Origin of the sequence: Fictibacillus sp. BK138 (assembly GCF_004216955.1) — a bacterium.
In the GTDB taxonomy this organism is placed as follows: domain Bacteria; phylum Bacillota; class Bacilli; order Bacillales; family Fictibacillaceae; genus Fictibacillus.
In genome coordinates, this window is the sequence record NZ_SGXL01000001.1 from 2,029,725 (window position 1) to 2,055,703 (window position 25,979).

The 25,979-nt window shown below is 39.4% G+C and carries 26 protein-coding genes; all 26 read right to left on the bottom strand.

Annotated elements, in window-relative coordinates; genetic code table 11:
• Nucleotides 1–7 precede the first annotated feature (7 nt).
• The 26 genes from flgC to smc all read right to left on the bottom strand — a co-directional run bounded on the left by flgC (nucleotide 8) and on the right by smc (nucleotide 25,849).
• Nucleotides 8–454, bottom strand: a complete 447-nt coding sequence (gene flgC / locus EV282_RS10020; protein ID WP_130296952.1) for a flagellar basal body rod protein FlgC — start codon at nucleotides 452–454, stop codon at nucleotides 8–10.
• An 8-nt stretch (nucleotides 455–462) separates the two neighbouring features.
• Nucleotides 463–849, bottom strand: coding sequence for a flagellar basal body rod protein FlgB (gene flgB / locus EV282_RS10025; protein ID WP_130296953.1), 387 nt, complete (start codon nucleotides 847–849; stop codon nucleotides 463–465).
• 915 nt (nucleotides 850–1,764) lie between these two features.
• A complete protein-coding gene (gene codY / locus EV282_RS10030; RefSeq protein ID WP_066289397.1) occupies nucleotides 1,765–2,544 on the bottom strand; it encodes a GTP-sensing pleiotropic transcriptional regulator CodY in 780 nt (259 codons plus the stop codon).
• A 24-nt stretch (nucleotides 2,545–2,568) separates the two neighbouring features.
• Nucleotides 2,569–3,963 (bottom strand): HslU--HslV peptidase ATPase subunit, encoded by a 1,395-nt coding sequence (hslU, locus tag EV282_RS10035; RefSeq protein WP_130295693.1) that lies wholly within the window; start codon nucleotides 3,961–3,963, stop codon nucleotides 2,569–2,571.
• A gap of 25 nt (nucleotides 3,964–3,988) precedes the next feature.
• Nucleotides 3,989–4,528, bottom strand: coding sequence for an ATP-dependent protease subunit HslV (hslV, locus tag EV282_RS10040; protein ID WP_130295694.1), 540 nt, complete (start codon nucleotides 4,526–4,528; stop codon nucleotides 3,989–3,991).
• Nucleotides 4,529–4,553: 25 nt separating this feature from the next.
• The gene (gene xerC / locus EV282_RS10045; RefSeq protein WP_130295695.1) at nucleotides 4,554–5,456 is read right to left on the bottom strand and encodes a tyrosine recombinase XerC; all 903 of its coding nucleotides are present in this window, start codon (nucleotides 5,454–5,456) and stop codon (nucleotides 4,554–4,556) included.
• Between the two features lie 61 nt (nucleotides 5,457–5,517).
• Complete coding sequence (gene trmFO / locus EV282_RS10050; protein ID WP_130295696.1) at nucleotides 5,518–6,825, bottom strand: FADH(2)-oxidizing methylenetetrahydrofolate--tRNA-(uracil(54)-C(5))-methyltransferase TrmFO; 1,308 nt, start codon at nucleotides 6,823–6,825, stop codon at nucleotides 5,518–5,520.
• A gap of 11 nt (nucleotides 6,826–6,836) precedes the next feature.
• A complete protein-coding gene (gene topA, locus EV282_RS10055; RefSeq protein ID WP_130295697.1) occupies nucleotides 6,837–8,912 on the bottom strand; it encodes a type I DNA topoisomerase in 2,076 nt (691 codons plus the stop codon).
• 98 nt (nucleotides 8,913–9,010) lie between these two features.
• Nucleotides 9,011–9,877: a DNA-processing protein DprA gene (gene dprA / locus EV282_RS10060; protein WP_130295698.1), complete on the bottom strand. Its 867-nt coding sequence runs from the start codon at nucleotides 9,875–9,877 to the stop codon at nucleotides 9,011–9,013.
• Between the two features lie 105 nt (nucleotides 9,878–9,982).
• Nucleotides 9,983–10,906 carry a succinate--CoA ligase subunit alpha gene (gene sucD, locus EV282_RS10065; protein ID WP_066289375.1) on the bottom strand — a complete coding sequence of 308 codons (924 nt, stop codon included), beginning with the start codon at nucleotides 10,904–10,906 and terminating at the stop codon, nucleotides 9,983–9,985.
• 37 nt (nucleotides 10,907–10,943) lie between these two features.
• Nucleotides 10,944–12,104 carry an ADP-forming succinate--CoA ligase subunit beta gene (gene sucC / locus EV282_RS10070; RefSeq protein WP_130295699.1) on the bottom strand — a complete coding sequence of 387 codons (1,161 nt, stop codon included), beginning with the start codon at nucleotides 12,102–12,104 and terminating at the stop codon, nucleotides 10,944–10,946.
• Nucleotides 12,105–12,305: 201 nt separating this feature from the next.
• Complete coding sequence (locus EV282_RS20210) at nucleotides 12,306–12,464, bottom strand: small, acid-soluble spore protein, alpha/beta type (protein ID WP_165389412.1); 159 nt, start codon at nucleotides 12,462–12,464, stop codon at nucleotides 12,306–12,308.
• Nucleotides 12,465–12,516: 52 nt separating this feature from the next.
• The gene (locus tag EV282_RS10075) at nucleotides 12,517–12,783 is read right to left on the bottom strand and encodes an EscU/YscU/HrcU family type III secretion system export apparatus switch protein (RefSeq protein ID WP_130295700.1); all 267 of its coding nucleotides are present in this window, start codon (nucleotides 12,781–12,783) and stop codon (nucleotides 12,517–12,519) included.
• Complete coding sequence (locus EV282_RS10080) at nucleotides 12,780–14,237, bottom strand: flagellar hook-length control protein FliK (protein WP_130295701.1); 1,458 nt, start codon at nucleotides 14,235–14,237, stop codon at nucleotides 12,780–12,782. Before EV282_RS10080 ends, EV282_RS10075 begins: the two co-directional genes overlap by 4 nt.
• Before the next feature lies 1 nt (nucleotide 14,238).
• Nucleotides 14,239–15,024 carry a ribonuclease HII gene (locus EV282_RS10085; RefSeq protein ID WP_130295702.1) on the bottom strand — a complete coding sequence of 262 codons (786 nt, stop codon included), beginning with the start codon at nucleotides 15,022–15,024 and terminating at the stop codon, nucleotides 14,239–14,241.
• Nucleotides 15,025–15,135: 111 nt separating this feature from the next.
• Complete coding sequence (gene ylqF / locus EV282_RS10090) at nucleotides 15,136–15,996, bottom strand: ribosome biogenesis GTPase YlqF (RefSeq protein WP_130295703.1); 861 nt, start codon at nucleotides 15,994–15,996, stop codon at nucleotides 15,136–15,138.
• 11 nt (nucleotides 15,997–16,007) lie between these two features.
• Nucleotides 16,008–16,559: a signal peptidase I gene (gene lepB, locus EV282_RS10095; protein ID WP_130295704.1), complete on the bottom strand. Its 552-nt coding sequence runs from the start codon at nucleotides 16,557–16,559 to the stop codon at nucleotides 16,008–16,010.
• Nucleotides 16,560–16,643: 84 nt separating this feature from the next.
• A complete protein-coding gene (gene rplS, locus EV282_RS10100) occupies nucleotides 16,644–16,988 on the bottom strand; it encodes a 50S ribosomal protein L19 (RefSeq protein ID WP_130295705.1) in 345 nt (114 codons plus the stop codon).
• Nucleotides 16,989–17,101: 113 nt separating this feature from the next.
• On the bottom strand, nucleotides 17,102–17,842 hold the full coding sequence (gene trmD / locus EV282_RS10105; RefSeq protein ID WP_130295706.1) for a tRNA (guanosine(37)-N1)-methyltransferase TrmD: 741 nt from the start codon (nucleotides 17,840–17,842) through the stop codon (nucleotides 17,102–17,104).
• A 1-nt stretch (nucleotide 17,843) separates the two neighbouring features.
• Nucleotides 17,844–18,362 (bottom strand): ribosome maturation factor RimM, encoded by a 519-nt coding sequence (rimM, locus tag EV282_RS10110; protein WP_130295707.1) that lies wholly within the window; start codon nucleotides 18,360–18,362, stop codon nucleotides 17,844–17,846.
• Nucleotides 18,363–18,653: 291 nt separating this feature from the next.
• Nucleotides 18,654–18,881, bottom strand: coding sequence for a KH domain-containing protein (locus EV282_RS10115; protein ID WP_077361335.1), 228 nt, complete (start codon nucleotides 18,879–18,881; stop codon nucleotides 18,654–18,656).
• Between the two features lie 21 nt (nucleotides 18,882–18,902).
• Nucleotides 18,903–19,175, bottom strand: a complete 273-nt coding sequence (gene rpsP, locus EV282_RS10120; protein ID WP_130295708.1) for a 30S ribosomal protein S16 — start codon at nucleotides 19,173–19,175, stop codon at nucleotides 18,903–18,905.
• 82 nt (nucleotides 19,176–19,257) lie between these two features.
• Complete coding sequence (ffh, locus tag EV282_RS10125) at nucleotides 19,258–20,604, bottom strand: signal recognition particle protein (RefSeq protein WP_130295709.1); 1,347 nt, start codon at nucleotides 20,602–20,604, stop codon at nucleotides 19,258–19,260.
• Between the two features lie 15 nt (nucleotides 20,605–20,619).
• Nucleotides 20,620–20,943, bottom strand: coding sequence for a putative DNA-binding protein (locus EV282_RS10130; RefSeq protein WP_130295710.1), 324 nt, complete (start codon nucleotides 20,941–20,943; stop codon nucleotides 20,620–20,622).
• Between the two features lie 337 nt (nucleotides 20,944–21,280).
• The gene (ftsY, locus tag EV282_RS10135; protein ID WP_130295711.1) at nucleotides 21,281–22,270 is read right to left on the bottom strand and encodes a signal recognition particle-docking protein FtsY; all 990 of its coding nucleotides are present in this window, start codon (nucleotides 22,268–22,270) and stop codon (nucleotides 21,281–21,283) included.
• Nucleotides 22,271–22,282: 12 nt separating this feature from the next.
• Nucleotides 22,283–25,849, bottom strand: coding sequence for a chromosome segregation protein SMC (gene smc / locus EV282_RS10140; RefSeq protein WP_130295712.1), 3,567 nt, complete (start codon nucleotides 25,847–25,849; stop codon nucleotides 22,283–22,285).
• Nucleotides 25,850–25,979: the final 130 nt, after the last annotated feature.

Genomic DNA, 25,979 nt, shown 5'->3' on the forward strand with positions numbered 1-25,979 from the left:
ACCTCTCCTAACGGCCGATTTCAAGGGCTTTTAAATACATACCCTTTGCTGCATTCAATGCTGTAACATTTGCTTCGTATGAACGTGTCGCACTCATTAAATCAACCATCTCTTTTAGAGGATCTACATTTGGAAGTTGTACAAACCCATCTTCTCCTGCATCCGGATGATCCGGCTGATAGACAGATTTAAAAGGTGTCTCATCATTCTTAATTCCACTTACTTTAACACCATTAAGATTTCCATTCTGATTCACTGCTTTATTAAACATGCTTTTAAAACTGGACTCTCCTGAATCCAGCACCACCATTTTCCGCCTATATGGTTCCCACTCCCCATTTTCTAACAACCTGCCTCTTGTCGAATCAACATTTGCCATGTTGGAAGAAGCTACATCCATTCTCAATCGCTGTGCAGTTAATCCAGATGCAGAAAAATTCAGTGCTTCAAACATACCCATATTTATCTCCCGCCTTTAACAACCATCTTTATTGAATTGAATTTTCCGTTAATTCGCTGTACAAGTGTTTGATAATACAATTGATTCTTTGCCAGTTCAGCCATCTCTTTGTCGACATCCACATTATTTCCGTTATGGTTCATGGTTGTGCCGCCTTGCTCTTTTACATAAAAAGAGGATGGTCGATCCGTACTAAAAGTAAAATGGCGCTGATTTGTACGGTATGCATTTAAACTTCTTTCAAATTCCTGTTTAAAAACGGTTTCTTTCGCTTTATATCCAGGAGTGTCCACATTAGCCAAATTGTTTGAAATGGTTTTCTGTTTTAACGCTGATCCATCTAATGCCATTTCCAAGTTTTTCATGACAGGGCTAGAGAACAAGTTGATCACTTCCCTCTTTTTTACTATAGATGTTTCAATTAATGTTAAATCTTACCGCTATATCATATTTTAAGTGATATATCCAAAAAGTGTCTATGTATTTTTTCCCAAAATGACTTTTTTCGATAGAAAGCACTATGTTTCGACCGTGACTTTATACCTAATTCTTCATCTAGTAATAAAATCCCTGTCGTATTTAGCCGAACAGTACAACTTTACTAATCTTTTTTTAATCGACATTTTTTTTAACAAAAACATAAAAATGTCCATATTTTTATGAAAAGCTCGCTCAAACATACCTCTTTGAATAGCACGTATCTTAAGTAGACCGTTGCCTTTTTCCTGAACTTCTCTTTACTCACAAGTTGATTGGAGTGCAAGTTACCTACCACATAGTAAACTTCTCCCTAGGCATGCGACGAGGAAGGTCACATCGGTTGCAATTACTCGTAGATGCAGGAGCAAGGATACTTCCATGAAGCGGGTCAGGGTGAGAATCTTAAAGGCTCACCGCAGCCCGAGGGTAATCGAACACCTGGAACGGAAATTAATCATCTTCAAGAACAGTCTAAAATACGATCGACCATTTTTTCTAACAGGTAATTGCATTCTAACTTTTTTTCGCTTCATTGAAAGATTGATTGGAGTGCAAGGTGCGTGCCTACAACATGAGAAGCTTCTCGTTTGGCATGCGACGAGGAACCCTTACATCGGTAGCATTTACTAGTAGACACAGGAGCAAGGATACTCCCATGAAGCAGGACAGGTGAGACCATTCAATGTCGCAAAGCAACGAGTGGGCTCACCGCACGCCCCGCGGAAAGCGAGCACCTGGAACGGAAATCAATCACTTTCAAAAACATCCATGTTTGAGACCAAAAAAAAACCAACCCTATCCGGATTGGTTTTTAATCTTTAGATTTAAGAAGTTTTTAATTTTTCAAGTTCAAGCAAGAACTTATCATTTAATACCTTGATGTACGTTCCCTTCATGCCAAGTGAACGAGATTCGATAACTCCTGCACTCTCTAACTTACGAAGCGCGTTAACGATTACTGATCTTGTGATACCTACACGGTCAGCAATTTTACTCGCAACTAGAAGGCCCTCATTGCCTTCTAATTCTTCAAAGATATGTTCGATCGCTTCAAGCTCACTATATGATAATGAACTGATCGCCATTTGAACAACAGCTTTATTTCTAGCTTCTTCTTCAATCTCTTCCGCTTTCTCGCGAAGTATCTCCATACCAACTACTGTAGCACCATACTCTGCTAATACTAGGTCATCTTCTTCAAACGACGTAGACAGTCTGGATAAGATAAGAGTTCCTAGTCTTTCACCACCACCTACGATAGGTACCACCGTCGTTAAGCCTGTCGAGAATAAATCCTTGTTCTCAACAGGGAAAGCTGTGTAATCACTTTCAACATCGATGTTAGCCATTGATTCTGTAATGTTGAAAAGATTTTTCGTGTAATCCGTAGGAAATTGACGATCCTGAATCATCTTTTTCATACGCTCGTTTTCAATATCCTGCTTTAGAGCAGTTCCTAACAACTTTCCTCTGCGGCTGACTACGAATATATTAGCTCCGATAACTGAGCTAAGTGTTTCAGCCATTTCCTTAAAGTTTACTTGTTTACCACCTGTTTGTTGCAACATTGAGTTAATGCTTCTTGCTTTGTTTAATAAATTCATTGTATTTCTTCCTCCTAGTGCATCCTATAAAATATATTGGCTCAGATCTTTATTCTTTGCGATATTAGCCAGTTTTTCTTCTACATACTCGGGTGTAATGGTAATTTGATCTAAACTGATATCTGGCGCTTCAAAAGACAAGTCTTCGAGTAAGCGCTCCAATATGGTATGAAGTCTTCTCGCACCAATATTGTCGGTGTCTTGATTGACTTCAAATGCGATGCTTGCAATCTTAGCAATAGCATCGTCAGAAAATTCAACATTTATACCTTCTGTACTTAATAGAGCTTTGTACTGTTTTACAATCGCATTATCAGGCTCTATTAATATACGTGTAAAATCTTCAACAGACAAGCTATTTAATTCTACCCTGATCGGAAATCTTCCTTGAAGCTCGGGAATGAGATCTGAAGGTTTTGCCATGTGAAAAGCACCTGCTGCAATAAATAGAATATGATCAGTCTTAATCGAACCATATTTCGTCATGACAGTGGAACCTTCTACGATGGGAAGAATATCCCTTTGAACACCTTCTCTGCTGACATCTGCAGAGTTTTGATTCTTTCCGGCAATTTTATCAATCTCATCTATAAATATAATACCTGTTTGTTCTGTCTTATAAACAGCTTCACTCGTTACGTCATCCATATCGATCAATTTTGCTGCTTCGTCTTGTGTCAGAACTTTTCTTGCTTCACGAACGGTAAGCTTTCTTTTCTTTTTTTTCTTAGGCATAATCCCGCCTAACATGTCTTGCATATTCATGCCAACCTGTTCAAGACCAGAGCCTTGAAACATATCTAGCATTGAAGGGTTTTGCTCATCGACTTCCACTGTTACTAGATGATCTTCCATTTCTCCAAGAGCTAATTTTTGTGCCATCTGGTTTCGTCTTTGCTTTAAGTTCCCTTCGTCATCCTGCTGTGTTGACTGTTCCTGGTTTTGATTCCCGCCGCCGAAAAACATTTCTAAGGGGTTTTTATAGCTTGTTTCTGTTTTTTTTCCAGGGACAAGAAGTTCTACTAAACGCTTATTCGCATTCTGTTCGGCCTTGTCTTTGACTTCATTCATTTTCAGCTCTTTAACAAGCCTCACAGATGTTTCAACCAGATCACGAACCATGGAATCGACATCTCGACCAACATAGCCTACTTCAGTAAATTTCGTAGCTTCTATTTTAATAAAAGGAGCTTGAGCAAGTTTTGCAAGTCTTCTTGCAATCTCTGTTTTTCCGACACCAGTCGGACCGATCATTAAAATATTTTTTGGAGATACCTCATCGCGAAGTTTATCATCCAGGAGACTTCTTCTGTAACGGTTTCTGAGAGCAACCGCCACTGCTTTTTTAGCATCTTTTTGTCCAATAATGTATTGATCGAGTTTTTCAACGATCTGCCTTGGAGTTAGTTGACTGTTCAAACAAAATCACTCCTTATATAGGATTTTACAGTTCCTCTAATACAATCTCCGTATTTGTGTAGACACAAATCTCTCCGGCTGTTTGCAATGAAGCGAGCGCTATTTCTTTAGCAGAAAGCTGAGGAGCATTATTTTTCAATGCTCTTCCTGCTGCAAGAGCATAATTTCCGCCTGAGCCTATTGCAAGGATGCCATCATCAGGTTCAATGACTTCACCTGTTCCTGAAATAAGCAGCATATGCTCTTTGTTCATAACGATCAGCAATGCTTCGAGTTTCCTTAAAACTTGATCAGTACGCCATTCTTTAGCCATTTCAACAGATGCACGCTGTAAGTTGCCGCTGTATTCTTCAAGTTTGCTCTCGAATTTTTCATAAAGAGTAAATGCATCTGCTACTGAGCCTGCAAAACCAGCAAGTACTTTCCCACCATACAGCTTCCTTACCTTTTTGGCAGTATGCTTCATTACAACTGCATTGCCGAAAGTGACCTGGCCATCTCCAGTCATTGCAGCTTCTCCATTGTGCTGAATAGCAAAAATAGTGGTCGCATGAAAAGTTGACATCGAAAAATCCCTCCCTTTTTGTTTTTTATGCACGAGGATGCGCATTATTATAGATTTTTTTCAAATGATCTTTCGTTACATGTGTGTAGACTTGTGTTGATGAGAGCTGCGAATGTCCCAGGAGTTCCTGAACTGTTCTTAAGTCTGCACCTTCATTGAGCATGTGTGTCGCAAAAGTATGTCTTAAAACGTGTGGACTGATATGTATATTGAGCGACGATTCTTCAATGATTTTATTCAATATGTTTCTTACGCTTCTCGCACTTAAAGGTTCCCCTTTATAATTTAAAAACAGGGAATCCGTTTTATTTTCTGTTTTTTCAAGTAAAACTTTCCGTCCATCGCTGATATATCTTTCTAATGCTTCCTTAGCAAAAGAACCGAGGGGAACATACCTTTCCTTTTTCCCTTTTCCCTTGATTAAGGCAGCCTCGACAAAAAGATCAAGATCCTTCAATTGCAGTTTGCAGCATTCGCTCACACGAATGCCAGTACCATAGAGCAATTCGAGAATGGCCTGATTTCTTTGTCCGATTGGCGTACTTAAATCAGACACGTTAAAAAGCTTCTCCAACTCTTTTTCATAAAGAAATTGAGGAAGCATTTTCGCTTTTTTAGGTAGAGAGGCCATTGCAAAAGGGTTTTGTTCCACGACTTTTTCCCGATTCAGGAACCGGTAAAAACTTCTCATGGAAGATATCTTTCTAGCAACCGTATTTCTCGCATACTTCTTTTCATGAAGGGTCACGAGATAATGTCTAACTAAAACATAAGAAACAGCAGCGAATCCTTCGATTGCTTGCTGTTTCAAAAAAGAAGTAAAATCATTAATATCTTTTTCATAGTGTTCGATCGTATATGGCGAACTGTTCTTCTCAATCATCAAATAATTAAGAAAATCCACCACGAGCTGGCGTTCTGATTCCATTTCATACACCTCACAAAGCCCCTAAATCGTATCACAACTTAGGGGCTAAAGCAATAGATGTTCACAAATTTGTTATAAAATTCTGAATTGTTTCCAATGCTCGTTCTGCGATTGCCATGTTTCTTTCCTGCTTGTTTTTAATCCTTGTTTCAAGTGGAGGCATCAAACCAAAGTTTGCATTCATCGGCTGAAAATTATCAGGATTTGCAGTCGTAATATAATATGCCATACTTCCGATTGCAGTTTCTCTAGGAAAAACAGCTAACTCCTCGCCTTTTACGAGTTTTGCTGCATTTATGCCAGCGATCAGTCCAGATGCAGCACTTTCCACATATCCTTCAACACCTGTCATCTGCCCTGCAAAGAAAAGATCATCTCTTTCTTTTAGCTGATAAGTGTCTTTTAATAGTTTAGGGGAGTTTAAGAATGTATTACGGTGCATAACACCGTAGCGCACAACCTCTGCATTTTCTAAACCTGGGATAAGCTGAATAAGTTCTTTTTGAGGTCCCCATTTCAAGTGTGTTTGAAACCCTACAATATTATAAAGCGTCCCTGCACTATTGTCTTGTCTTAACTGAACGACAGCATATGGAATCTTTCCTGTTTTCGGATCTTCAAGGCCTACGGGTTTCATCGGTCCGAAAAGCAGAGTCTTCTTGCCACGCTTAGCCATTACTTCAACAGGCATACAACCCTCAAAAAAGATTTCTTTTTCAAACTCTTTTAAAGGAACCGTTTCAGAAGTGATAAGAGCTTCGTAAAAACGGTCGAATTCTTCTTCAGTCATCGGACAGTTTAAATAAGCTGCTTCACCTTTATCGTAGCGGGACTTCAAATAGACCTTATCCATATTGATACTCTCTACTTCAATAATAGGAGCAGCAGCATCGTAAAAATATAAATATTCTTCGCCAGTTAAAGAGTTTAAAGCTTTTGATAAATGATCAGAAGTTAGAGGACCCGTAGCGATAATTGTCGGACCATCTGGAATTTCTGTTACTTCTTCTGTTATTACTTCAACATTAGGATGATTCTTAACTCGTTCTGTTACAAGCCCTGCAAATTCGTGACGATCGACAGCTAAAGCGCCGCCTGCAGGTACTGCACAATCATCTGCAGATGAAATGATAACGGAATTTAATTTCCTCATTTCTTCTTTTAATACACCAACAGCATTTGTTAATGTATTTGCCCGCAATGAATTTGAACACACGAGCTCTGCAAATTTTTCAGTGTGATGAGCCGGTGTCTGTCTAACCGGTCTCATTTCATATAATTTAACTTTTATTCCTCGGCTTGCGATCTGCCAAGCAGCTTCACTGCCGGCAAGACCCGCTCCGATTACGTTAACATGTTGATGGCTCATGGTAAAACTCCTTACTTTGCTTCCTCTTCGGAATAGTCGCACGACACGCATTGAACAACTTTTCCTTTTTTCGTTTTCTTTTCTACTAACATACTATTACATTTCGGACATGTTCTTGCAATGGGTTTGTCCCATGAAACGAATTCACAATCAGGATATCTGTTGCAGCCATAGAAAACTCGTTTCTTTTTGCTTTTTCTTTCGACAATTGATCCTTTATGACAAGATGGACATTCAACGCCTATATCTTTGACGATTGGCTTGGTGTTTCTGCAATCCGGGAAATTGGAGCATGCCATGAACTTACCGAAACGTCCCATCTTATAGACCATCTCGTGTCCGCATTTCTCGCAGTTTTCCCCGGCCGGTTCATCCTTAATTTCTACTTTTTGCATTTCTGCTTCAGCAATTTTAAGCTTCTTCTCAAAGTTTTTATAGAATTCATCAATGATCTTGATCCAATCGATATTTCCTTCTTCAACTTCATCGAGATCACTTTCCATCTTGGCAGTAAATTCGACGTTAAAGACTTCAGGGAAAAACTCAAGTGTCATCTCTAAGACAAGTTCTCCAAGTTCAGTTGGAACGAACTTCTTGTCGTCTAATGCAACATAACCTCTCTTTTGAATCGTATCGAGAGTCGGAGCATAAGTAGAAGGTCTTCCTATCCCCAATTCTTCCATCGTCCGTACTAATCTAGCTTCAGTATAGCGCGGCGGCGGCTGGGTAAAGTGCTGTGTCGGCTCCAAATCTTTCTTGTCAACCTTCATTCCTTCTTGTACAGCAGGCAGGATTCGGTCTTCTTCTTTTTTGCCGTCATCATTGCCCTCTACATAAACCTTCATGAATCCAGGGAACTTTACTTTTGATCCTGTTGCACGGAATGTTACTCCATTGTTTTGAAGATCAACAGTCATAGTGTCCAGTACTGCAGAAGACATCTGACTTGCCAGAAAACGTTCCCAAATCAGCTTGTAAAGACGGAGCTGGTCTCTGGATAAATAGGTCTTCAACTCTTTTGGATGATACATAACTGAAGTAGGACGAATAGCTTCATGTGCATCCTGAGCATTCTTTCCTGATTTCTTTTCAGCTCTAGAGCTGTTCACGTATTGTTTTCCATATTCGTTAGCGATAAACTCCGAAGCTTCACTTTTTGCAGTGTCTGAGATTCGGGTTGAGTCAGTACGCATATAAGTGATCAAACCGACTGTACCTTCTTTTCCAAGGTCGACCCCTTCATACAGCTGCTGAGCGAGCATCATTGTTTTCTTCGCTCTGAAGTTAAGCTTTCTAGCAGCTTCCTGCTGCAGGGAAGAAGTGATAAATGGCGGTGAAGGGTTTCTTTTTCGTTCTTTCTTCTGTACAGAATCAATCGTAAAGGATTTCCCTTTGATTTTACTCAGGATATCTTTTACTTCATCTTCATTTGAAAGCTCTTGTTTCTTGCCGTTGAGTCCAAAGTACTGAGCTTCAAAGTCTTCGCCCGAAGCACTGAATATCCCTTTGATCTTCCAATATTCTTCCGGTTGAAAAGCTTCAATTTCTTTTTCACGTTCGACTATCAATCGGACAGCTACAGTTTGAACCCGTCCTGCACTTAAACCCTTTTTAATTTTCTTCCATAATAATGGACTGACCTTATACCCTACAAGTCTGTCAAGTACTCTTCTGGCTTGTTGGGCATCTACCAAGTCCATATTGATTTTTCTCGGTCTCTTAAATGAATCTTTTATCGCGGTTTTAGTAATCTCATTAAATACAACTCGGCAATCAGAATCTAAATCCATCTCCAAACTGTGAGCAAGATGCCATGCGATTGCTTCACCTTCACGATCCGGGTCAGCCGCGAGAAAGATTTGTTTCGCTTTTTTTGCTGCTGTTTTTAAGTCCTTCAATATTGGACCTTTACCACGGATAGTAATGTATTTAGGTTCATAATTTGCTTCTACATCTACGCCGGTCTGGCTTCTGGGCAGATCACGAACATGTCCCATAGATGCTTTTACGTCATATTTGCTCCCTAAGTATTTTTTTATCGTCTTTGCTTTTGCGGGAGACTCAACAATGACTAAGTATTTTTCCATTTACAGTTTATCCCCCTTTAAGGGTTTAGTGAAATCTTCCCTATTATTAAATAATGTATCTGCTTTTGTCAAACTGTTTCCTAATTTAATGAAAACGGTTAAGTCCATTCATCGGCTATATCCTCTGCACACATTACGAGTTTTGCGCCGTTCTGAATCAAGAAATTTGTACCTGCTGCACAATCTTCAAGGATAGATCCTGGAATGGCAAAGACGTCACGGCCTTGTTCTAATGCCTGATCCGCGGTAATGAGCGATCCGCTCTTCGTTCTCGCTTCAGCAACTAGAGTTGCCTTGCCGAGACCGCTAATTATACGGTTACGCAATGGGAAATGCCAGCGTTTTGGCTGAACAAAAGGCGGAAACTCTGAAATAAGGATTCCTTGACTGCTGATTTCTTCTGCCAGTTTATTATTTTCAGTAGGATATACGCATTTTATTCCAGAACCTAGAACTGCAGCTGTTCGCGTCCCGTTTACTAGACATAACCGGTGTGCATATGTATCTATCCCTCTTGCAAGCCCGCTTACGACTACCCATTGTTTCTTCAGCAGAGGTGAAAGGACCTTGCTTAAGGAACCCAATCCATCAGAACTCGGATTTCTCGTTCCTACCACACTTATTATTTTATCCTGTTTCAGCGTACTCCAATCTCCTCTTCCATAAAGTACCCATGGCGGATCAAATATTGTTTTCAAACTAGTTGGATAATCGTTATGAAAATAAGGGATGGCAGATATCGAATTTTTCTTTAAAACATTCATTATGTATGTACTATTCTTTTGGTTCATAAAGGAATATAGGCGTACTGCCATTTTCTCGCTTAATGCGAATGACTTCATCAGGCTCTTTACATCCATTTTAAATATATCTACTAAATCCGGATCGGCTGTTAAAATATTCTTGAAATGTTTCCATGTAAGACCTTCACAATGATGAAGAAAGATTAAGCGTTCGTAATCCAAATCCTTTTCCTCCCTATGAACCAATAGTTAATTAAAGTGAAAAAGCCCCCTATTTCTGGGAGCTTCTCACGATGTTAGAGATGCTGTACACACCTCTTATGTTATTTATGCTTTTGATGCTTTTTCTTTGTTTGTTACACAAACGTCGTAAAGATCGTTTTCTTTAAGTGCTTCAACTAAAGTTTCACCCATTACTGAAGGTGTTGCTGCAACTTTAATTCCGCATGCCTTCATTGTTTTGATCTTCTCGTCTGCAGTACCTTTACCGCCAGAGATAATCGCACCAGCATGGCCCATACGTTTTCCTGGAGGTGCTGTTTGTCCGCCGATGAAGCCAACAACTGGTTTAGTCATATTAGCTTTTACCCATTCTGCAGCTTCTTCTTCTGCAGTTCCGCCAATTTCACCAATCATGATTACTGCATACGTATCTTCATCTTCGTTAAACGCCTTTAGAACGTCAATAAAGTCCGTCCCGTTAACTGGGTCTCCACCGATACCAACAGCTGTAGATTGTCCAATTCCGCGCTCTGAAAGCTGATGAACAGCTTCATAAGTTAATGTTCCAGAACGTGAGACAACACCTACGTGTCCTTTCGTGTGGATGTAGCCAGGCATGATACCAATCTTACACTCTTCAGGAGTGATGACACCCGGGCAGTTTGGTCCAACTAAGCGAGTTTTCTTGCCTTCCATATAGCGCTTAACTTTAACCATATCCATTACAGGAATACCTTCTGTAATACAAATAGCTAGATCAAGTTCTGCATCAACAGCTTCGATGATTGCTTCGGCAGCAAATGCTGGAGGAACATAAATAACAGAAGCGTTTGCTCCAGTTTCTTTAACTGCATCAGCAACTGTGTTGAATACAGGAAGTCCTTCAACTTCAGTTCCGCCTTTACCAGGTGTAACTCCGCCCACAATTTTTGTACCATATTCAAGCATTTGTTTCGTATGGAAAAGACCAACGGAACCTGTAATACCCTGAACGATGACTTTTGTGTCTTTATTAATAAAAATGCTCATGCTTTAAATTCCCATCCTTCCTGCAATGTTTTCTTTATTACTTAACTAATGCGACGATTTTTTCTGCACCGTCAGCCATTGAATCAGCAGCTGTAATATTAAGACCGGATTCTTTTAAGATCTTTTTACCTAGATCAACGTTTGTACCTTCAAGACGAACTACTAGAGGCAGTTCAAGGCCAACTTGTTTAGTTGCTTCTACAACACCATTCGCAATGATGTCACATTTCATGATACCGCCAAAGATGTTAACGAAAATCCCTTTAACATTTTTGTCAGAAAGAATAATTTTGAACGCTTCCGTTACTTTCTCAGTTGTTGCGCCGCCCCCAACATCAAGGAAGTTAGCAGGGTCACCGCCATAATGCTTAATGATGTCCATTGTAGCCATAGCTAGACCAGCACCATTAACCATACAGCCGATATTTCCATCTAAAGAGATATAGCTTAGATCATACTTAGAAGCTTCAATCTCTTTTGGATCTTCTTCTTCTAGATCTCTGTATTCCAAGATGTCTTTATGACGGTATAAAGCATTTGAATCAAAGTTCATTTTCGCGTCAAGTGCCATTACGTTTCCGTCTCCCGTAACAACTAATGGGTTGATCTCAGCGATAGAACAATCTTTTTCAACGAATGCAGTATATAATCCCATCATGAACTTAACAGCTTTACCTACAAGTTCCGTTGGAATGTTAATGTTATAAGCTAAACGTCTTGCCTGGAATGCTTGAAGACCGATCGCAGGATCGATTACTTCTTTGAAGATTTTTTCAGGCGTCTTTTCTGCCACTTCTTCAATTTCAGTTCCGCCTTCTTCAGATCCCATCATTACTACACTTGAAGTTGCACGATCAAGCACAAGACCAATGTAATATTCTTTCTTAATGTCACAGCCTTCTTCGATAAGTAAGCGCTTAACTTCCTTACCTTCAGGGCCAGTTTGGTGAGTAACTAAAACTTTACCTAAGATTTCATTTGCGTATGTACGCACTTCATCAATATTCTTGGCAACTTTTACGCCACCTGCTTTACCGCGGCCGCCTGCATGAATCTGTGCTTTTACAACAGATACAGCGCTCCCCAGTTCTTTAGCAGCTTCTACAGCTTCTTCAACTGAAAATGCCACTTTTCCGTTTGGAACAGCCACACCATATTTTCTAAGTATCTCTTTACCTTGGTATTCGTGGATATTCATTTACTCTCCATCCTCCTATCATGGTGAAAACTTAAAGTACCGTTATCATTGTATAAGACCAAGCGTCTTATGTCCACTATTCTTCAGAAAATTGCAAGCGCATACAGGATTTCTGTACAAATAAAAAACCAAAACCATCATGATACGGTTTTGGTTTTACTGTTTTTTGCCTTTGGAAAATAGGAGCTTCCAAAGCTTATTTCATTTGTTTTTCTCGTTTTCCTGTTCTTTAATAAGCTTCGGTGTAATCGCTTCTTTTTCTGCTGCAGGGCGATATAGTCCGAATTCTTCAGCCATCTCTTCTCTGAATTGATTAACTAATTGCTCGGATTGCTGTACGACAAGTTTGTTTTTTGGCATTGTGCACACTCCTTTATGTTAGCAATGCCCGTTTGACCAAGAATTATGTTTATCATTTTGCTTCTTGATCGATTTGATATATAAAAGCAAAAAGTTCTGCTACAACTTCATAAAGTTCTTCTGGGATGCTTTCATTGATCTCTAATTTTGATAATAAGTGCACAAGTGAAGGATCTTCCTGAATCGGAATATTATACTCTGATGCAGTTTGAACGATTCGATCAGCCGTTTCACCTTTACCTTTGGCTGTTACTTTGGGAGAACTTGATTCCTCGGGATTATACTTAAGTGCTACAGCTTCTTTTATATTTTTTTTCATATACGCAGATCCATCCCTTTATATCCTGTGTTTGCCTCAGGGATTTTTATTTCATTTTTTTGTTTTTGTGAAAAATTTATTGAAGATAGCGTATAGTTCATCTCACTTAAGCTTTTCTTTAATGATGGTAGAAATGCTTTTGAAAGATTCTCGATTTGAGGATGTTCGCTGAAAATTTTTAAAGACAAAATTCTGTTTTGTATCTGAACATCCACTGCAATATCTTTTAAATTTTTCATCTCCAGCCAAAACACCATCCTGCAATGATCTGGATCTAACGATTGTCCGTTATTTTTCTTCCCTTCCCACCGGATTGAAATCTCTCTTGGGTTTTCATTCTGTCCAAGTGGAATCTGCAGAACAAACTGATGCAGATGTTCGTTAGCTGGTATGTTTTGAACCTGCTGGCTCGTAAGTTTATTGAGCGCTTGCTCAGTCTTTACTGTAACACTTTCAGGCAGTCCAAGTGATTCTGAATTTTGTTTTAAAGTTATAATGTGTGATTTTAAAGTTTCTGTTTGCGTTAATTGGAGGGGATCTTTCAATAAAATCCTTTCGTGCAGCAGCCCTGATCTCTGCAGCCATTTTTGGACAGCTTGTAAGAAATCATCTGCAGCCTGGCGTTTGGTATCGTTAACTGAAGCTTCCGCTCTTTGTACAGTAGGCTGGTTTGTTTGACTTGTTTTCGCTTCATCTTTAGATACTTGATTCAACCCTATTATTTCTATTACTGAATTCCCAGGCTGAACTCTAGTTTCTTTTGGTAAATGTATAGTGTTTGTCGAGCTTACAGATATTTGTGAACGTTCTTTTGGAACCGAATGATGGCTCTTAAAACCAAATAAGTTCTGAAGCAGATCAACTGTTTTTGCTATGCTTTTATCTTTATGTACATAAGGTGTAAGAGACTCGAACAATTGTCTCATCTCAGCTTGATCTGGTTTACTTTGAATACTGGCTATGACTGCATTAACCAAAGCTGGCTTAGCTGGAAGCTGAAGTTCTTGCATTCGATGAATAACTTCTTTCTTCTCTTTAAATGGAATGTTTGTGGCAAGCTGAAGGATATCAGCAACCTGTTTAACATTTTCTTTTGTTACGGGTATTTTTTCAGAGATTACAAACTCAGCAGCCTTTTTGTTATTATCTGTTTGAGGAAGATTTAACTTTTGCAGCATTTGTTCGGTCGTTGATTTTGAGGGATCTACATCTATTTTTTTTAAGATTATTGATCCGTTCTTTTCTCCAACCTCAAACAAATAATGATTCCCTTTCGTTAAAGGAGCCTCTAATTTTGCATGCAAGGCTGTTCCATTATATAAGATCTTTGCTGTTTGATCAGGAAAGATCTCTAAAATTTTTGCCGTTAAGAATTGGTTTAGTTTCAGGTTGATGCCTTTTGCTGAATTTTCTGCAAGCGGCTGTGGATTGATGATGTTGTTAATCGATAACACCTTATTCACTCCCAGTAAACTGAATAATTTCTCCCACTGGACTAAACGATTTGCGATGTATTTCAGTTGCCCCGAATGTTCTCAGCGCTTTAAGGTGCTCTTTTGTGCCGTAGCCCATATTTGATTTAAAACCATAATGAGGATATGTTTGGTCCAGTTTCTTCATGTATCGGTCCCGTGTAACTTTAGCAACAATAGATGCTGCTGCAATAGAGATGCTTTTTTCATCCCCTTTTATAATTTTCATCTGTTCGATCGGCAGAGCGATTTCCATGGCATCGATCAAAAGCTGATCTGGCTCTACCTTCAGCTGGCAGACTGCCTCAGTCATGGCTAGCTTAGATGCCTGATAGATGTTGATCTCGTCGATCTTTTCAGGCTGAACTAAATGAATACTATAACAAACAGCATCTTCTACAAGTCTTTCATATAATTCTTCTCGTTTTTTTTCTGATAGTTTTTTGGAGTCGTTGATTCCTTTTAGCATATAGCCTTCTGGTAAAATAACGGCCGCGGCTACTACTGGTCCAGCTAACGGACCTCTGCCAACTTCATCGACTCCAGCGATAAATTTTTTCCCGTTAGAGGTGCATTGTTTTTCAAAACTGCACATGATCTCAAGTCTTTTCATTTCCGCTTCCGCTTCTAATAAACGGCTTGTGTATGTTTTAAATAATTTTTTGGCACCCTGCCTTTCATCTGATGCAAGATGCTTCAGAAGACCGCTGATTTCTTCGGCAGAACTGTCTTTCAGTTTCTGATCCCATTCTTTTATGGATAGCTTCATTTTTTATTCACACTCTTTATGTATTATTTATCGGTTTGCTAAACTGACTTTGAAGACTTTACCGATTCAAAGAAAACAGGCACATAGAATATACGCGCCTGTTACACTACTTTATTCATTTGTTGCTGATGGCAGCTCGTAAGACAAGCGGCCCAATTTTTCAGAACGAAGGTCACGAAGTACAATCTCTGCTGTTTTCTCGAGATCAACTTCACCACCGCTCATAATACATCCTCTTTTTTTGCCGATCTCCTCAAATAAACGAAGAGGATCATCGGGTATATCTGATAGTTTATAACGCTCAACAAGGCGTTCTTGATAATGTTCGTTTAAATATTTCACAGCAAACAATACCACTTCTGTAAAATCAAATAAAGTTTCTTTTATCGCTCCGGTAACAGCGAGCTTGAGACCTATCGACTGATCTTCAAACTTCGGCCATAGAATACCCGGTGTGTCCAGGAGTTCAAGAGTCTTTCCTGCTTTGATCCATTGCTGTTTTTTTGTTACCCCTGGCTTATCTCCAGTTACAGCAATATTTTTGCCTGCCATCCTATTAATTATTGTTGATTTCCCTACATTAGGTATTCCAACGATCAAAGCACGAACAGCACGCGGTTTAACGATTCCCTTTGCTCTCATTTTATCGAACTTTTCTTTTACAAGTTCGTGTGCAATAGGTTCTATCTTTTTTATCCCTTTTCCGTCTTGTGAGTTTATTGCCAGAGATGGAATTCCTTTATCTGAAAAATAGCTTTGCCACAACGATGTTACTTTTGGATCTGCCAGGTCTGCTTTGTTCAACAAAACAATACGCGGCTTTTCTCCAAGTATCTCATCTATCATCGGGTTTCGTGACGCTAATGGAATTCTGGCGTCTACAAGTTCGAAAACGACATCGATCATTTTAAGTTTTTCAGTTATTTCCCGGCGCGCTTTTGCCATATGGCCTGGAAACCATTGAATGGTCATGTTAGTTCACCCTACTTTACAAATCCTATATCCGATAACGGCCAGAAACGGAATGATGCTTTTCCTAAGATTTCATCTTCACTAACAGTACCGATGTTCCGGCTGTCACTTGAGTTCCGGCGATTATCACCTAGAACAAACAATTGCCCTTCTGGAACCTTCTTTTTAGCGGTCACTTCCTGTAAAGTGAAGTCGTACGTGAAATTGCCGTCTTTTGTTTTTTTCTTATATGCTTCTAAGTATTCTTCTTTCACCTTTTTGCCATTCACATAAAGAGTATCATCTTTATACTCGATCGTATCTCCTGGCAAACCAATTACTCTTTTTATGTAATCTTTTTCTTCAGTAGCGTGAAAGACTACAATGTCAAATCTGTTCGGTTCTCCAATCATATAGCTGAACTTATTAACAATTAATCGATCTCCATCATGAAGAGTCGGCATCATGGATTGTCCATCTACTACCACTGGGGCAAAAAGGAAGAACCTGATGATACCTGCCAATAACAATGCTGCAGCTAATGCTTTAATCCATTCCCACGTTTCGTTTTTTGTACGAGCCATTCTTAATCCTCACCATCTGTAGAAATTCCTTACTTATAATATGGAAAAAGGAGCTTGAGTAAGTCAAGCTCCTTTCGAGAATTATTAGCGAATTTCTTTAATACGAGCTGCTTTACCGCGAAGTGCACGCAAGTAGTATAGCTTAGCACGGCGTACTTTACCGCGACGTACAACTTCAAGGTTCGCAATCTTAGGTGAATGTACAGGGAACGCACGCTCCACACCAACACCGTAAGAAATTTTACGAACAGTAAACGTTTCAGAAATCCCAGACCCACGCTTTTTGATAACAACACCTTCAAAAAGCTGGATACGCTCACGAGTACCCTCGATTACTTTCACGTGTACACGTACAGTGTCACCTGAACGGAATTTTGGTAAATCTGATTTTAATTGATCTTTTGCAAGATCTTCAATAAGCTGTTGCATAGTTTATTGCCTCCCTTCCCATAGATGTTCTTGCGTGATTATCAAGCAGCGGAACACCGGATTAAACGGGCATAAGCCACAAACAATATAATACCATATAAATCAGACGAGTATCAAGTTGTTTTATTATCTTTTATTTCTCTCAGCCAATTTTCTTCTTCCTTAGTTAACTCTAAATGCTCCAACAGATCGGGACGTCTTTCGTAAGTCCGTTTTAAAGACTCTTTTTTACGCCATTCTTCAATATTTTTATGATTTCCTGACATAAGTACATCCGGAACCTTCATCCCCCTGAAGTCTGCCGGTCTCGTATATTGTGGATGTTCTAAGAGACCTGTGCTGAATGAATCCTGAAGATGTGATTCTTCTTTGCCAAGTACACCAGGGAGCAATCTTGTTACGGCATCAATAACGACCATCGCGCCCAACTCTCCGCCTGTTAAGACATAATCTCCAATTGAAATCTCATCTGAAACTAAATGTTCTCTGATTCGCTCGTCATAGCCTTCGTAATGGCCGCATAAAAAGATCAGGTGCTTTTCTTTAGAGAGTTCTTCCGCTTTCTTTTGAGAAAACCTTTCTCCTTGTGGACAAAGCAGTATGATTCTCGGTCTCTCAGATGTTTCCTCCGTTAAGGTTTCAACTGCATCGAATAACGGCTGGGGAGTCAACACCATCCCTGCTCCTCCGCCATAAGGGTAATCATCAACATTTCTATGTTTGTTTGTTGAGTATTCGCGGAAATCGTGTACCTGAAACTGGACGGCACTTTTTTCTTGTGCTTTTTTTAAGATAGACTGGCCGAAAACACCTGAAAACATATCAGGGAACAGGCTTAATACATCGATTTTCATTTTAGAAAAGTCCTTCTAAAGGTTCGATTGAAATCTTTTTAGCTTCTAGATCAACCGTCTTAACAACGGACGGGATATATGGTATTAAAATGTCGGAGCCGAACCCTTTGCGTTTTACTACCCATACATCATTTGCACCCGGCGAAAGAATTTCTTTCACTTTTCCTAATTCTTCCCCATCTACCGTAAAAACAGAACATCCAATGATGTCATGATAAAAGAACTCGCCTTCTTCTAAAGACACTTGCTGTTCTTTTGGAACTTTTAATAAATACCCTTTAAAGGGCTCAACATCATTAATGTTATTTAAACCTTCGAACGTTAAGAGATCGAACTGTTTATGTTTGCGATGAGTTTCAATAGTTACAGGAATAAGGTTTCCTGGATCTTTCTCTACATACAACGTATTGCCTGTCTTATAACGTTCTTCCGGAAAATCTGTTCTTGAGATAACACGAACTTCTCCTCTTATTCCGTGTGTGTTAACGATCTTTCCGACGTTTAGCCATTTGTCTGTCATTTAAAAACCTTCTCTCGTACGTCTTATTCATATTATTCTCTAGTCTAAAGTTTATCATAAATGGGGGTATGTATACTTTTTAAATGACTTTTTTTGCATGCTTTGTTGCTCTTGAAAGTAAGTTGATTTCCACTTCAGGATGCTCGCTTTTATGCGGGGTGTGCGGTGAGCCTCCTTGGCCCTTCGCACCATTAGGAGTCTCGCACCTTGCACTACAACCAACTTGTCAGTGATAAGAAAAAGTGACTAAAATAATAAATTAAAAAAAGGAAGAGGTTTCCCTCATCCTTTTTAGACGATTTCGATTGAAATCCTTTTATTTTGATTCGTACCTGCTGCATTCACAACGGTACGAATCGCTTTGGCCACTCTTCCTTGTTTGCCGATTACTTTCCCCATATCAGTCTGGTTCACGGATAATTGATAAACAAGGCGATGTCCTTCTTTTACCTCTTTGACGCTAACTTCTTCTGGGTGATCAACTAGAGCTTTCACAATCGCTTCGATCAACTCTGTCATATCAGTTCCCCTTCGTCAAAATTATTTTTGGTTTTTCGCGTTATGGAATTTCTCCATAAGACCAGCTTTTGAGAATAGGTTACGAACTGTATCAGATGGCTTCGCACCGTTTGTCATCCACTCAAGAGCTTTTTCTTCGTTGATTTTAACTTCAGCTGGGTTAGCAACTGGGTTGTAAGTTCCGATCTCTTCGATGAAACGTCCATCACGAGGAGAACGAGAATCTGCTACTACTACACGATAAAAAGGAGCTTTCTTAGCACCTATACGTTTTAAACGAATTTTTACTGCCATTATAACTTGCACCTCCGAAAATAGTTCACACAAAATAATATGATAGTATAAATTGACAGGTTTGTAAACCTGAAAATTCAGTTTACATAAAAGGGAATTTAAATCCACCTTTTTTCTTTTTGCCATTCATCATTCCGGACATTTGTTTCATCATTTTCTTCATGTCCTCGAATTGTTTGATAAGGCGGTTTACTTCTTGTACTGATCGTCCGCTTCCTTTAGCGATACGTCTTTTACGGCTGGCATTGATAACCTCCGGCTGTTCTCTCTCATGAAGAGTCATCGAACGGATGATAGCTTCAACGTGACCGATCTGTTTTTCATCGATCTGCACGTTCTTAAGGCCTTTCATCTTGTTCGCGCCAGGAAGCATGCCAAGCACTTCATCTAATGGGCCAAGATTTCTGACTTGTCCCATCTGATCAAGAAAATCATCAAATGTGAACGACATATCACGCATCTTCTTTTGAAGATCGCGAGCTTTCTCTTCATCTACTGAGGACTGCGCCTTTTCAATAAGTGTCAGCATGTCGCCCATTCCTAAAATTCTGGAAGCCATTCGATCCGGATGGAATGGCTCAAGAGCATCCATCTTTTCACCAAGACCTACAAATTTTATAGGAAGTCCTGTAACAGCTTTGATTGAAAGCGCGGCACCACCGCGTGTGTCGCCATCCAGCTTTGTAAGAATAACACCTGTAATACCAAGTGCTTCATTAAAACTTTCAGCAACGTTCACTGCGTCCTGACCTGTCATCGCATCAACAACAAGGAAGATCTCGTCAGGTTTTGCTGTTTCTTTAACCTGTTTCAATTCATCCATGAGCGTTTCATCAATGTGCAAACGCCCTGCTGTATCAATAAGAACATAATCATGATGCTCTTCTTTCGCTTTCGCAATCGCTGTTTCAGCAATTTTTACGGGGCTGACTTGGTCTCCCAATTGATGTACTGGAAAATCAAGCTGTTTCCCGAGTGTTTCTAACTGCTTTATCGCAGCGGGACGGTATATGTCAGCTGCAGCAAGAAGCGGTTTGCGATTTTGTTTTTTACGCAAATGATTCGCAAGCTTTCCTGTAGTTGTTGTTTTACCTGCACCTTGAAGTCCAACCATCATAATGACCGTCGGGGGCTTGTTGGAAACAGCAATTTTGCTCTGTTCTCCGCCCATCAAAGCTGTAAGTTCATCATTAACCACTTTTACAACTTGCTGTCCAGGTGTCAGGCTTTTTAATACTTCCTGACCAACTGCACGTTCAGATACCTTTTTCACAAAATCTTTTACCACTTTAAAGTTAACATCCGCCTCAAGAAGAGCAAGGCGTACTTCCCTCATCATTTCCTTTACATCCGCTTCATTTACTTTCCCTTTTCCGCGAATCTTTTGTAAAGTGTTCTGAAGACGGTCGGCTAAACCTTCAAATGCCATCTCACTGAACGCCTCCTATTCCATATTTTCAAGGCGATCGATAATTGCAATTACGTTATCAGGTTCAGTTTTCAGCAGCTCTCTTAAAGATGACAGCAACTGATCACGTTCCTGAAACTTTGCAAAAAGCCCTAACTTCTCTTCGTATTCTTCCAGCATCGCCTCTGTCCGTTTAATATTATCATAAACGGCCTGGCGGCTGACATTATATTGTTCAGCAATTTCACCGAGAGAATAATCGTCTAAATAATATAAGCCCATATAATTCTTTTGTTTAGGGGTTAACAGTGATTGGTAAAAATCAAAAAGATAATTAATTCTCATCGTTTTATCAAGCATACTTTCACAACCCTTGTTAAGTGAAATGCCTTTACGTGAATACTATACAACCAGAAAAAATAGATGTCAAGTTTTTTTCTTAACAGAATGAACTGTGGATAGCTGCTGTAAGTTATTTAAGAAAAACAAAGATCAAATATTAAATTCCATCAAATGTAAAATTATGTGATGACCGCTCGTTTTTATGTGATGAACTCTATTTTTTATGTGATTATTGCGTTTTTTTATATGATTAACCACTCTTTTTATGTGATTAATCATTTCAGCGTTCGAAATAGGTCTTCCTTAGATGGAATATTGGCTTATTTGTCTTCCCAAAAGAAAAAAGAAACAGATATTACTCTGCTTCTTCCTCTTCTGTTCCAGCGAATAATCCGTATACAAACTGTTCCGGATCGAATTCCTGAAGATCATCAATCTTTTCGCCAAGTCCAACGAATTTCACTGGAATATCCAGTTCGTGGCGGATCGCTAGAACGATTCCGCCTTTAGCTGTTCCATCAAGTTTTGTTAAGACAAGTCCCGTAACATCTGTTGATTGACCAAATGTTTTAGCCTGATTCATCGCATTCTGTCCGGTCGTTGCATCTACAACGAGCAGCACTTCGTGTGGTGCACCGGGTATTTCGCGTTCGATTACTCGTTTCACCTTTGAAAGTTCGTTCATTAAGTTTACTTTATTTTGCAGACGGCCTGCTGTATCACATAATAGTACATCTGCTTTCCTTGATTTTGCTGCCTGGATGCTGTCATAGATTACCGCAGCAGGATCGGCACCTTCATGATGTTTGATAACATCTACACCAGCACGTTCTCCCCAAACTTCCAGTTGGTCGATCGCACCTGCACGGAACGTATCTCCAGCAGCAAGAATAACTTTCTTGCCATCATTTTTGAGCTGGTGAGCCAGTTTCCCGATCGTAGTTGTCTTCCCAACTCCGTTAACACCAACAAATAAAATGACTGTCATGCCGTCTTTTTGTATGTTCAGCTTGTTGTCGCTATCATCTTTTTGAAGCATTTCAGCAAGCTTTTCTGTGATCGCTGAACGAAGCTCTTGTGGATCTTTAATATTTCTTGTGCGGGCTACATCTTTAAGCTCATCAATGATATCAAGAACTGTATGCACTCCAACATCTGCACCGATTAAGATTTCTTCTAGTTCTTCAAAAAATTCTTCATCTACTTTACGATACCTTTTTAAAAGGTCATTTACTTTAAATGAAAAAGAACTCCTTGTTTTTTCTAATCCATCTTTAAATTTTTCAGAAGAGGCTTCTGATGGCTGATTCGAAAATTTTTCTTTTAGCTTCTTTAAAAAACTCACTATATTTCCTCCCTACGATGTTACCAATTCTTTAGTTTCTTCTAGGCGTACTGAAACAAGTTTTGAAACGCCGGATTCCTGCATGGTCACTCCGTACAATACATCAGCTTCTTCCATTGTACCCTTTCGATGGGTTACAACGATAAACTGTGTTTCTTTGCTGAATGCACGCAAGAACTTTGCAAAACGGTTCACGTTTGCGTCATCCAATGCGGCTTCAACTTCATCCAAAATACAAAACGGAACAGGACGCACCTTAAGTATGGCAAACAATAGTGCTATTGCAGTTAATGCTCGCTCTCCCCCAGATAACAGCCCTAGTTGCTGAAGCTTTTTACCAGGAGGCTGCGCCATGATATCAACACCAGTTGCAAGCATATCGTCTGGCTGCGTCAAAACAAGGTCTGCGCGGCCGCCGCCGAATAATTCTTTAAAGATGACCCCAAAATGCGATCGGATCGATGTAAAGGTCTCTTCAAACCGATTCTTCATTTCTTCATCCATCTCTGAGATTACACCATATAGTGTATCTTTAGCTTCTGTCAGGTCATCCCTTTGTTCTGTAAGGAAATGATAACGCTGACTGACTCTGTCATATTCTTCAATGGCACCGATGTTAACTACACCAAGCTCTTCAATCGCCATTTTGATCAGCTTTACTTTTCGTTTAGCATCCTCTAAAGGCATCTCTAGTTTGTGCTTTTGTTTAGCGCCTTCATATGAGAGTTCATATTCTTCCCGCAGGTGGGTCAGCCGGGTTTCCAGTTCCACATCAAGTCTATTAATGCTCACTTCTTCCGTTCTTAATCCATCACTCAATTGTTTGTATTGACGCTTTGCTTCCTTAAGCTCAACTTCCATTGATTCGATAGAACGGAATGACTCTGTTCTTTCTTGTCTTCGCTCTGCTATCAGTTTTAATGCCGTATTTTTTTCGTGTCTCTTTTGCTTGATCTGTTCATGCAGGGAATCCTCTCCAGACGAGCTTGAGTTCATTTCTTCTTCAAGAAGCCAATAATCTTCCTCTGTTTCTTTGCTTTTTGCACCCACATCTGCAAACTCTTCCTCGAGTCGCAGACTTTTTTCTTTTTGATTGGCCACTTGCTGTTCAAGTTCTGCAGCTTTTATTTTTAACTTTGTCAAAGTTTCTCTTAGCTCTTCTTTTGAAGACTGATGCATCTTTTTCTTTTCTGTTAAGTCTGCGATTGTTTTCTCAAGTTCATTTCCAGATCTCACAGCATTCTCAAGCTTCTTCTTAAGATTCAATAATCTTGAATCAGCGGCTGACCGTTCAGACTCGAACGAATGTTTTTCTCGATCATACAATTGCAGCCTGTCGTTTAAACTCTTTTCTTGTATCTCAAGCTCACGAAGGTTACTTTTGAGTTCTTGTTCAAGTTCTCTCAGCTTTTCACCCTCAGCCTGAAGACTGTCTAAAGCTTCTTTGTTTTTTGTAACTTTTTCTTTAAGGTTAGTAACTTTTTCTTCTAAGCTTAGTGTTTGTTTCTCCATTGAAGCTAATTTTTCAATCAGGACTTCAACTTCTCTTTGTCTGCTTAAAAGAGAAGAACTCTTCTGTTTTAAGCTTCCCCCAGACATTGAGCCGCCCGGGCTGACTACATCTCCTTCAAGGGTTACTATTCGGTAACGATAATTTACTTGTTTTGCAATCGTATTTGCACCAGCTAGATCCCTGGAAATAATAATGTTACCTAGCAAGTTGCCAACGATGTTCTTATACTTTTGATCATATTGAACGAGATCAGCTGCGACTCCAACAAATGAATCCGCAGAGCGTGCATTATGAACATCCGCACTTGAAATATCCCGGCTCTTAATGATATTTAACGGTAAGAATGTCGCTCTCCCAGCTCTTGTTTGTTTTAAGAATCGGATAGCCTTCATAGCATTCTGTTCATGATCGACAACGACATGCTGCATAGAAGCGCCTAAAGCTGTCTCTATAGCAGTTTCAACCTCAGACGGAACAGAAAGAAGTTCAGCTACCGCACCCTCAATTCCAGATAACTTTGTCTCCTTCGCCTTTAAAACTTCTTTTACCCCTTGCATAAAGCCGGCATATTCATCCTGCATCGATTCAAGCATTTCTTTTTTCGAATTGAATTGCTGAATATACTGATAAGCCTGATACAATTTCTCCTGACTTGAACGGCTTTCTTGTTCTTCTACAGAAACAGCGGATTTTAAGTTCTGATACTCCTCCTGTTTCTTCTTCAATTGAGATTCTGCTTCTTTATAGCTCTTTTCAGCTTGTTCTTTTTTGTTTTTTAATTCTTCCCTTTGTTGCAGAAATCGATTGTTTTCTTCATCCAGCCTGCTGCTTTTAAAGTTTTGCTGTTTAGACTGATCCTCAATATAACGCATTTCGTTCTTGATAGTCGTTTGTTCATTCAGGCGTTCAAAATAATCACTTTTTAGTTTTTCAAGCTCTGCTTCCACATCCATTTCAAGGACAGTTAAACGGCTTTCTTCCTCAGCAACTTGTTTTCGAACCACTTTTAATTGACTTTCTTTTTCTGCTAGAATACTTTTCTCTGAGAGCAATTGTGTTTCTAGTTGCTCTTTTTTTATTTTTAGTTGCTGAATCTGCTCTAACAGTGATGTTTTATTCTGATCATAGTTTTTCTTTCTCTCTTTTAAAACTTCTTTTTTTCCTTCAAGTTTTTCAAGTGTTTCACTTGCGGAAAGTAGAGCTCCCTGAAGTTCATCAATCGATTCATCCATCGCCTGCATATCAAGTCTGGCTCTTTCAATCGCAGATTCACCCTGCTTCACTTTTACGGAAAGTTCAGATTCTTGTTTCTGTAATTCTGCCACCCATGTTTTTTGTTTTTCCCAGCGTTCATGAAGGTCTTCTATCTCTTGAACGAGAACGGCAGTTTCAACAATTTCTAATTCCTGTTTTTTCTCAAGATAATCTTTCGCAATAGATGCTTGTATTTTTAAAGGTTCAACCTGTCCTTCAAGTTCATGAAGAATGTCTTCAACCCTGTTTAAGTTTTCCTGAGTTTCAAATAGTTTTTGTTCTGCTTTTTGTTTTCTTGTTTTATATTTTAGAACTCCTGCTGCTTCTTCAAAAATCTTTCTTCTCTCTTCTGATTTACTGCTTAATATTTCTTCTACCCGGCCTTGTCCGATAATAGAAAAAGCTTCTCTTCCGAGTCCAGAGTCCATGAATAATTCAACAATATCCTTTAAGCGGCATTGCTGTTTATTGATTAAGTATTCACTATCTCCTGAGCGATAAACTCTTCTAGTAATAGAAATCTCATTATAATCAAGTGGAAGATGCTGATCTTCGTTATCTAACGTGAGTGTTACTTCAGCGACATTTAATGGTTTACGATTATCACTGCCGGCAAAAATGATATCCTCCATTTTAGATCCGCGAAGCGACTTGGCCGATTGCTCCCCTAGCACCCATCTTACGGCATCTGATATATTACTTTTTCCACTTCCGTTAGGACCTACTACAGCCGTTACTCCTTGAACAAATTCTACTTGGATCCGTTCTGCAAATGATTTAAATCCTGCTACATCAATTCGTTTGAGGAACATCTTTAAATCCCCCTTTTTCATGCTTTATATAAGCGTTCGTGTTCAAACGGTTATTTCAGTATTTTTAGATTGTTTTTAAGAAATTAGTTGTAATTTGAAAGAGTTGATTTCTGCTCCAGGATGCTCGCTT